Origin of the sequence: Mesorhizobium sp. LSJC280B00, assembly GCF_000502835.1 — a bacterium.
Classification (GTDB): domain Bacteria; phylum Pseudomonadota; class Alphaproteobacteria; order Rhizobiales; family Rhizobiaceae; genus Mesorhizobium.
In genome coordinates, this window is the sequence record NZ_AYVL01000023.1 from 70493 (window position 1) to 79272 (window position 8780).

Annotated in this window: 8 protein-coding genes and 1 pseudogene; 4 read left to right on the plus strand and 5 right to left on the minus strand. The window is 62.6% G+C overall.

Features of this window, described 5'->3' with window-relative positions; genetic code table 11:
* Positions 1–9: 9 nt before the first annotated feature.
* Both X773_RS65605 and X773_RS65610 read right to left on the minus strand, forming a co-directional pair.
* Positions 10–1806, minus strand: a complete 1797-nt coding sequence (locus X773_RS65605) for a nickel-dependent hydrogenase large subunit (protein ID WP_023679114.1) — start codon at positions 1804–1806, stop codon at positions 10–12.
* Positions 1806–2882 carry a hydrogenase small subunit gene (locus X773_RS65610; protein WP_023679115.1) on the minus strand — a complete coding sequence of 359 codons (1077 nt, stop codon included), beginning with the start codon at positions 2880–2882 and terminating at the stop codon, positions 1806–1808. Before X773_RS65610 ends, X773_RS65605 begins: the two co-directional genes overlap by 1 nt.
* Before the next feature lie 1006 nt (positions 2883–3888).
* Here X773_RS65610 and X773_RS65615 point away from each other — a divergent pair.
* Positions 3889–4173 carry a DUF1778 domain-containing protein gene (locus tag X773_RS65615; RefSeq protein ID WP_023679116.1) on the plus strand — a complete coding sequence of 95 codons (285 nt, stop codon included), beginning with the start codon at positions 3889–3891 and terminating at the stop codon, positions 4171–4173.
* Entirely contained in the window at positions 4174–4683 is a 510-nt protein-coding gene (locus X773_RS65620; protein WP_023679117.1) for a GNAT family N-acetyltransferase, read from the plus strand.
* Between the two features lie 983 nt (positions 4684–5666).
* Here the strand turns inward: X773_RS65620 and X773_RS65630 are convergent.
* Positions 5667–6305: an FMN-binding negative transcriptional regulator gene (locus X773_RS65630; protein ID WP_023679119.1), complete on the minus strand. Its 639-nt coding sequence runs from the start codon at positions 6303–6305 to the stop codon at positions 5667–5669.
* A gap of 31 nt (positions 6306–6336) precedes the next feature.
* Positions 6337–6999 carry a helix-turn-helix transcriptional regulator gene (locus X773_RS65635; protein ID WP_023679120.1) on the minus strand — a complete coding sequence of 221 codons (663 nt, stop codon included), beginning with the start codon at positions 6997–6999 and terminating at the stop codon, positions 6337–6339.
* A 92-nt stretch (positions 7000–7091) separates the two neighbouring features.
* Here X773_RS65635 and X773_RS65640 point away from each other — a divergent pair, with 92 nt between their 5' ends.
* Together X773_RS65640 and X773_RS77555 are read left to right on the plus strand one after the other, a co-directional pair.
* Positions 7092–8237 carry a PLP-dependent aspartate aminotransferase family protein gene (locus X773_RS65640; protein WP_023679121.1) on the plus strand — a complete coding sequence of 382 codons (1146 nt, stop codon included), beginning with the start codon at positions 7092–7094 and terminating at the stop codon, positions 8235–8237.
* Positions 8238–8336: 99 nt separating this feature from the next.
* Positions 8337–8504 (plus strand): hypothetical protein, encoded by a 168-nt coding sequence (locus tag X773_RS77555; protein ID WP_198023621.1) that lies wholly within the window; start codon positions 8337–8339, stop codon positions 8502–8504.
* Here X773_RS77555 and X773_RS0138920 read toward each other — a convergent pair.
* A pseudogene (locus tag X773_RS0138920) lies at positions 8436–8780 on the minus strand (valine--tRNA ligase); the annotation flags it as partial. The gene X773_RS77555 and the pseudogene X773_RS0138920 sit on opposite strands and share 69 nt — an antisense overlap.

Here is an 8780-nt window from a genome sequence, read left to right on the forward strand (position 1 = left end):
ATTCCTCCCCTAGCGCACTTTGACATTGGCAAGTTCCTGTCCGTCCGGACCCATGACATGGGTCGAACAGGCAAGGCACGGATCGAAGCTGTGGATCGTCCGCAGGATCTCGACCGGCTCCTCCGGCCGCTCCACCTTGGTCTCCATCAGCGACGCTTCGAAGGCGCCGATATTGCCGGCATGGTCGCGTGGCGAGCCGTTCCAGGTGGTCGGCACGACGCATTGGTAGTTTTCGATCCGGCCGTTCTTGATGCGTATCCAGTGGCCCAACGCCCCGCGCGGCGCTTCGGTGAAGCCGACCCCCTTGACTTCGGCGGGCCAGGACTTCGGATCCCATTTCTGGGTATTGGCCGTCGAGCTGTCTCCAGCCTTGATGGTGGCGATCAGCTTGTCCATGAAGTAGACCTGCTTGCGGGCCGCCCACTGTGCTTCCAGCGCGCGCGCAGCGGTGCGGCCGAGCGTCGAGAACAGCCCCGTCAGCGGTACGCCGAGTGCCCGCAGCGTCGAGTCGACCTGCTCCTTGATCTCCTCGTGGCCCTGGACGTAGCCGACGACATAGCGGGCGAGCGGCCCTACCTCCATCGCATGGCCGCGCCAGCGCGGCGCCTTGATCCAGGAATATTTCGCGCTCTCGTCGATTTCGCGGATGTCGGTGCGCGTGCCCTTGGCATTCGGCCCGAGCTGATAGTTCGGCTCCGTGATACCATCCCATGGATGCAGGCCCTTCGCCTCGTCCGGGTATTTGTACCAAGAGTGGGGCACAAACTCCTGGATCTGCTCGGGATCGCGCACGTCAACGGGCAGCACCTCTTTGAGGTTGCCATCGATGATCGCGCCCTGGGGCATCATCAGGTTGGCTGCCGAATAGTCGTTGGCTTTGTCGGGGATGTCGCCATAGGCAAGAACGCTCTTGCCCGACAGCCCGCCGCCATAGAGCCAGCCCTTGTAGAGACTGCCGATCGCGATGATGTCGGGGATGTAGACGTTGTCGACGAAGGCGATGGCGCGCTCGATGACGCTGCGGACGTAGTTCAGCCGCTCCATGTTGATCGGCGCGCCGGCCGCCATCTCACCGTCGATGTTGATCGCACAAGGCACGCCCCCCACCAGCCAGTTGGGATGGATGTCCTTGCCGCCGAAGATCGTGCGCGTCGTCATGATCTCCTTCTGGAAGTCAAGCGCTTCCAGATAGTGCGTCACCGCCATCAGATTGGCCTCCGGCGGCAGCAGATAGGCCGGGTTGGTCCAGTAGCCGTTCTTGAACGGCCCGAGCTGGCCGCTCTCGACGAACTTCTTCAGCCGGTTCTGGATGTCACGGAAATAGCCCGGCGAGGACATCGGGTGGCTCGGCGAAACCGCCTGCTGCAGCTCCGACGTCGCCTTCGGGTCGGCTCTCAATGCGTTAACCGGATTGACCCAGTCGAGCGCGTGCAGGTGGTAGAAGTGGACCAGATGATCGTGCACCTGCAACGAGAGCTGCATGATGTTGCGGATCGAATTGGCGTTCTCCGGGATTATGATGCCCAGTGCGTCCTCGACCGCACGCACCGAGGTGAGCGCGTGCGTGCCGGTGCACACGCCGCAGATGCGCTGGGTGAAGGCCCAGGCGTCGCGCGGGTCGCGGCCCTTGAGGATGACCTCGAGCCCGCGCCACATGGTGCCGGTCGAGACCGCGTTGCGGATGATGTTGTTCTCGTCGATGTTCACCTCGCAGCGCATATGGCCTTCGATCCGCGTGACCGGATCGACGACCACGCGCTGGCCGGAGGTGTCGAGATTGAAGCCGTTCGGCGTCTGGATGACCATCACTTGTTCCCTCCCTTTTCGCGCATCCGCTTGACCACGCTCGCCGCCGCATGCGCGGCCGCGGCGGCGCCGATGAGGGTCGCGGCCGTCGTGCCGATCCTGTCGGCATCGGCCTCGATGCCGAAGCCGTGGACGCGGGTCAGGCGGCTGTAGAAATCGCCCTTGTCCCAGAAGCCGTCCTCGGAGCAGCCGATGCAGGGATGGCCGGCCTGGATCGGGAAGGAGAGGCCGCCGTTCCAGCCCACCGTCGAGCAGGCGTTGTAAGTGGTCGGTCCCTTGCAGCCGACCTTGTAGAGGCAATAGCCCTTGCGCGCGCCCTCGTCATCGAAGGACTCGACGAACTGGCCGGCGTCGAAATGCGGGCGCCGATAGCATTTGTCGTGGATGCGCTGGCTGTAGAACATCTTCGGCCGGCCCTGCCGGTCGAGCTCTGGGAATTTTTCAAAGGTCAGGATGTAGGTGATGACGGCCGTCATCACTTCTGGGATCGGCGGGCAGCCGGGAACCTTGATGATCGGCTTGTCCGGCAGGCCCGGAACCTTATGGACGGGCGTGGCCCGCGTCGGGTTCGGCCGCGCGGCCTGCACGCAGCCCCAGGAGGCGCAGGAGCCCCAGGAGATGATCGCCTTGGCGTTGGAGGCGGCATGGTTGAGCTGGTCGACGAAGGGCTTGCCGCCGATGATGCAGAACATGCCGTCCTCGTTGAGCGGCGCATTGCCTTCGACCGCGAGGATGTAGTTGCCCTTGTACTGTTCGACGACCTCGTCGACGATCGCCTCGGCCTGATGGCCGGCGGCCGCCATGAGCGTGTCGTCATAATCGAGTGAAAGCATCGACAGCACGACGTCCTTGGCGAGCGGGTGCGCCGAGCGGATGAAGCTTTCGGAGCAGCAAGTGCATTCAAGCCCGTGCAGCCACAGCACCGGAATGCGCGGCTTGGACTCCATCGCGTAAGCTATTTTCGGCGCAAAGGCCGGTCCAAGGCCGAGGGAAGCCGCCGTCAGGCTGCAGAATTTCAGGAAACTTCGGCGGGTGATCCCCTGTCGGCGCATGACCTCGTAGAATGTTTGTTGCATCAGGCCTTCCTCCACAGGCGGCGGCGTCTCCTGGTGCCGCGGACATGCGAAGGCGGAGCAAGTCCGATGCCAGAGTTAAAAAGCCGAAGAAATTCAAAACTCAGATGCTCTTCGAGGCGTTGACTTGTTCCGGTCGCCGGCAAAGGAGTGGAAACCGGGCTGGCAGATTTCGAACAAAGTTTCCGCGATGCGGCGAGACGAGCGAAGAGGCCTGGCGGCGGGTGCCGACGGGATTTCGGCGGGCCTCGACCGACCTCGCCCAGAGCCACGCGCGGCTTGTCAGGACGGCCGAGCAGATCGCGCTTGGCCTGCGCGGCTACAGCAGACTGGGAATCGCGGGATTTGCACCATCTACTCGTCGCCGCTTGCGTTGAAACCGCTGTTGTCGGGTTTGTCGCATCCGCGACACGGTGATGTTCGGCCGCGCGCCGCCGCACTCGCAGCTAAGCCGTTGAATAAAATGCAGACTGGTTTGTCTGAGGCTGCACGTGCCGCGGTCGTGACCGGTCTTTCATTGCGTGAGGCCGAACGTGCGATTGCAGCTCCTGCCGCCGCGCAAAGAGAGGTTCAAGATTTGTGCCAACTGCGCTTGGCCGGCAGGTGGCATAGAGCGGCGCCTGAGAATGAAAGTGCCGGCCGCCCAGCCTTCATAGCCGTTCCTCCTTTGTGGCGTGACGGCCCGAAAGTCGCCATCGCGTCAGATGTTCATCAGGGTTCGGCATAGCCGGGGCTCGTCCGGCGACAGTCATGGCAGCGACTTCGCTTCTGGAGCCGCTCATCCGGCCGATAAGAACACATGCGCGTCCTAAGCCGTAATTGATCCGCCGGAGCTGACCAACGCCACCTTGCTCTGGGTTGCGGCAATGGCGATTGCAGGCGAGAAGCCGAGAAGAACCGATGCCGCGAGGAGTCCTGAGGCCATCCGTCCACGAGACGTCACCAGGGAACGAAGTATTGCGTTCCGCGTTACACTACCGTATATACGTCCGCAGCACAGGAGCGCGCCATGGCCACCACAGCCACCAGGAAGGAAACACCCGTCTCGATGCGGTTTCGCGACGATGATCTCACCATCATCGACCGCGGCGCGGAGCTGCTCGGCCTGTCGCGCACGGAGTTCATGCGGCGCGCCGCGCTGCACGAGGCGCAGACGGCCATCCTCAACGAAACCGTCATCCGCGTGTCCCCGGAAGCTTATGACGCCTTCATGCAGGCGATCTCAGCCCCCGCCGCTGCGCCCCCGCCGAAGGCGGCCGAGCGGCTGCGTCGGTCCCCGCCCTGGGACCGCTAGGTGGCGCTTTCAGGCATCGAACTCCTCGACGACGCGCACCGCCTCGACAGCTTCGATTGCGGCAAGCCGGCGCTGAACGCTTGGCTGGCCGGCTTCGCGCGAACGAACCAGGTCCGCGGCTTTACCCGGGTCCTGGTCGTTCACGATGAGGGAACAGTCGTCGGCTATTACGGCCTCGCGCCGGGCGTGATCCAGCCAAACAGCGCACCGCGCGCCATCCGCACCGGACGCCCGCCCGATCCGATCCCCTGCCTGTTGATTGGACAACTCGCCGTCGACCATCGCTATGCCGGACAAGGCATCGGCAGCGGCCTGGTCAAGGACGCGCTGCATCGCTGCGTCGCCGGCGCCGACATCGTCGGCGGCCGCGCAGTGGTGGTGCGGGCGATCGACGCCGAGGCCGAGCGCTACTGGCAGAGCTGGGGCTTCATTCCCGCGCGGGACAATCCGTCGGTGCTCATGCGCTCGATCCAGGACGTGGGCCTCTGGCTGGCCGACAAAGGCCACTAGCTCCACGCGCGTAGCGCCTCCCGTAGCGGCAGCGTCCGGGCGCGCCGGCCTGCAGCCGGATGACGATCCCTCACGCAGGGCCAGAGGGAGACGGCGGTCAGAGCGAGGAAGCTAGCAATAATCTGGGCGACTGGGCTGCCTACCAGGTCCCGTCTCGTGAAGGCGCTAGAGGATACTGGATCCAGCCGCCAAAGACCGGGAGATGGCGCGACGCGCGGACTTTGGGATGATAGTCTGGGACGGCGCATCGCCCGGCACGGCCGTCAACGTGCTTCAGCTCGCCATCGCGAACAAGCCGTGCGTCATTTGCGATCTGGCCAGGGGCAGCATGGCGACTACGTACAATGTGGGAGACTGGTGCGCCATGCTCCGCGATGCCGGTCCAGACATTCGGCGCGCCAAGCCGAAGCCCGCATGGCCCCGGACGAGCGCCTGGCGTTGCCGGGATGATGTACGCGCGGTCCCGGCGGGTTCGACCCGATAGGCTTGATCCGGCCCCGCCCCCAACTCCACTTGTATGAACGGCCGGGGCCGGCCCTTTTCGAAACCGGCCCACCGCCGCGTGACGTTTGCAGGATGATCGTCTTGACCCGTCTCGCATCTGAAGCGGGTGCAAGCCTGCCGAACATTCCGGCTGCTTGGTCATCCAACCTGGCTGCGAGGCATCGCCACCGTGGGGGTGGCGTTCGCTGCCAGTCGGCTCCGATCTCGAAACCGCTGCGCCGCCATACCGAACACGCAACTCGGTTTAAGCGCCAGGCTGCTGTTCGAGGTATTGACGACCCAGGCGACATGACCGGAAAGGCTGGCGGGGTAAGCAGCTTCCATCGATCCGGCGGCATTGCGGATGTGGCTGGCGATGGCGGCCTGAGTTCTTGTCCATCTGCCGCATAGCGGGTGGTCAGGTGCTGGCCGAAGCATTTGTCTCTCAAGGTCACCCCTTGGAAATCCAGCACCAGCGGCTTGTCGGGACAAGATAGATGCTATCGGGATTTGGCCGCCGCAGCCGCGAGCATCGCTTCTCCCATCCCATTGACGCCTCGGGCATTCAGCATTTCACCAGCGTTCTGAATGTCGCGCACCTCTTTGTTCTGGCTGAGTTTTGATTTACCAACCAGGCCGGTGATCTCGATTTCCAGGGCGACGATCCCCTTAACCATCGTGTCAATGAAGTCCTTCGGCGCGTCGCCCATCTTCCACGGGGCAGGCTGCGAGGCTTCATGCATGTGAGTGAGCTTCGCCACGTTACGGCGCACATAGCGCTCATCATCCCGGACAGTGATGCGTCCGTGGGCGTGGACGACGAGATAGTTCCATGTGGGCACCTGCTTATGGAATTCATGCTTGCTTGGATACCAGTTCGGCGAGATGTAAGCGTCGGCCGCACGGAAGATAACGAGGACTTCATCGCCATTGGCAACTTCCTCCCAGACTGGATTTTTGCGTGCAACATGGCAATTGAGGACGCCTTTGTCTCCCTTCGAGCGGTCAAGCTCGAAGGGAATGTGGTTCGCATCGAGTGTGCCTTTGCTGTGGGTGACCAGGATACCGAGCGGATGTCTCCCGATTAGGTCAAGCAGGGTGTTGTGATCGGGGACGGCAAAATGGGGCGGAACGTACAACGGTGGATCTCCTGTCGCGAATGGGCGGTCGTTAGCGAGCGGCGGTGTCTTGCGGAACGGGCCCGGGCATCTTCGTTGCCGGCGAAGAGGGCCCCGGATCTCGCTGTCCACCATGCTCAAGAACTGCCATCGAGAAGTGGGCAGGCAGATCAGATGCCGCCGTGTATGAGTGCGGTTGGTCAGTGACAAGCCGCACACTCTCGCCTTGGCTCAAAATTACTGCGTGGGTACCCACCACGACACTTAGGGACCCCTGAGTCACCGAGATCAGCTCGCGCGTATCCGGACTATGAGCATCTGCGGAAAACACGTCGCCCGGCATAATGGCCCAGCTCCACAGTTCGAACATCGTTCGTCCCGAGATCGATGAATGAAGTTGTGCAAAGCTTCCTTTAGCGCTTGTCCAAAGCGTCCTCGTCTCTGTCCGCTCAATAGGAAGGCGAACTGTGGAAGGATGGTCATTCAACAAATCGGCCACCGAAAGCGAAAACGCCGCCGCCAGTCGGCAAAGTATGCCGATGCTGGGGTTCGCCTTGCCTTGCTCCAGCGTGACGACGGTTCCCTTGGATAAGCCGCTCAGTTTTGCCAGTCGATCCAGGGTCAGGTTTTGGTCGCGCCTCAATTGTCGGATCCGAACCGCTATCGCTTGGCCAAGCACCCGCTCGGGGTCCAACGCTGTCGTAACATCGGTCATTATATTGACTTAGTGCCTCGGCTCACTTATTACGGTCAATATAATGACCGGCCTGAAATTGTGCAACTGCCCCGTTAGCGAGGAAATGACCGATGCGTTTTGAAACAAAGGCGATCCATTGCGGCCGAGCTGTCGACGCTTCCACAGGGGCGGTGTCCCTGCCGCTGCACACCAGCACGACGTTCCGACGTAGCGTCGACGGCTCGTTTCCTTCCGGATTCGAATACACGCGGGATGGAAATCCGACGCGCAACGCGTTCGAAATGGCCATGGCCGCGCTCGAGGGCGGAGAAGATGGCATTGCCTTCGCGTCGGGCATGGCTGCAATCGCTGCAGTCTTTGAGAGCCATCCGTCGACGGGTCGGATCGTTCTGCCGGATGACATGTATTTCGGCATTCGTTCGCTGATTGACGAGACCGACATTGGATCTCGCTTCGACTTTGCGGCCGTCGACATGCGCGATCTGGATGCCGTGCGCGCCGCGGTCACGTCGAAGCGGACTGGCCTCGTCTGGGTCGAGACGCCGTCAAACCCGATGATCCGCGTTGTCGACATTTCGGCCATCTGCAAAATCGCGCACGAGGCTGGCGCCTTGGCCGTAGTGGACAACACGTGGGCAACTCCAGTGCTTCAACGGCCCCTCGAAGTTGGGGCGGACGCGGTCATGCACTCGGCGACAAAGTACATCGGCGGCCACTCGGACTTGATGGCGGGCGTCGTCATTGTCCCGCACTCGTCACCCCTCGGTCGCCCACTGCGGATGGTCCAGAGACACAAGGGCAGCGTCGCAGCGCCATTCGACTGTTGGCTGGCATTGCGGGGCCTGCAGACATTGTCGGTACGCGTGCGCGCGCATTGCGAAGGCGCCCAGAAGGTTGCTGAGGCTTTGGCGTCTCATCCGCGTGTCGAAAAAGTACTTTTTCCTGGCCTGCAAACTGATCCGGGACACGATCTCGCTAAGCGGCAAATGAGCCATTACGGAGCGATGCTATCCTTTATCGTCAAAGGCGGAGCCGATGCTGCGATGGCTGTGGCCGGCCGCCTCGAGGTTGTTGCCCGGGCGACAAGCCTTGGCGGGACGCACTCTCTGATTGAGCATCGCGCATCCGTCGAGGGTGCCAAGTCCAAGGCGCCAGGCGGATTACTGCGAATCTCAGTGGGACTTGAGCATCCTCAGGACATTGTCGATGATCTGATGCAGGCCCTAGGCGGAACCTTCAAAGCGGCAGCCGAATGACGCGGGTGCAAGAACTCTGGCAGCGCTTTACGTGGCGGCTGGCGCAGCAATGCGGCCTGCTACGGTTGGGCGCCTAGATCAGGCAAAGCATCTTCGACGATGCTTAGATTTCGATCGAAAATCTCGGTGTCGGATGCGTTGGCGCGGAGAGACCGCACCTTGTTCAGGATCGCCGCAACCGCCGCTTCAGGCCTGGCGATGCGGCTCGACCTTTTCGAGGAAACCGCCGGTCTGCATCAGCTCGGCGATCTTCTTGTGCGCGACTAAACGGTCGAGACCGTCGAGCTCGCCCCAGACCGCCTAGCGCTCCGGCGTCACCTCCAGCCCGGCGAGAAAGTCCTCATTGTCCTTGAGGCTCACCGCCGCATTGACGGTGAGGATATTGACCGCCGGCAGCCGGTGGCGCTTGCCGGCCTCGAAATCATTGAAGTCATGCGCCGGCGTGATCTTGACCGCACCGCTGCCTTTTTCGGGATCGGAATACTCGTCCGCCACCACCGGGATCCTGCGGCCGACGATCGGCAGGATGAGGTTCTTGCCGAC

Excerpts from the sequence above, each read along its gene's own strand:
- X773_RS65605 (WP_023679114.1), bottom strand. The coding sequence starts at position 1,806 with ATGGTCATCCAGACGCCGAACGGCTTCAATCTCGACACCTCCGGCCAG.
- X773_RS65610 (WP_023679115.1), bottom strand. The coding sequence starts at position 2,882 with ATGCAACAAACATTCTACGAGGTCATGCGCCGACAGGGGATCACCCGC.
- X773_RS65615 (WP_023679116.1), top strand. The coding sequence starts at position 3,889 with ATGGCCACCACAGCCACCAGGAAGGAAACACCCGTCTCGATGCGGTTT.
- X773_RS65635 (WP_023679120.1), bottom strand. The coding sequence starts at position 6,999 with ATGACCGATGTTACGACAGCGTTGGACCCCGAGCGGGTGCTTGGCCAA.
- X773_RS65640 (WP_023679121.1), top strand. The coding sequence starts at position 7,092 with ATGCGTTTTGAAACAAAGGCGATCCATTGCGGCCGAGCTGTCGACGCT.
- X773_RS77555 (WP_198023621.1), top strand. The coding sequence starts at position 8,337 with ATGCTTAGATTTCGATCGAAAATCTCGGTGTCGGATGCGTTGGCGCGG.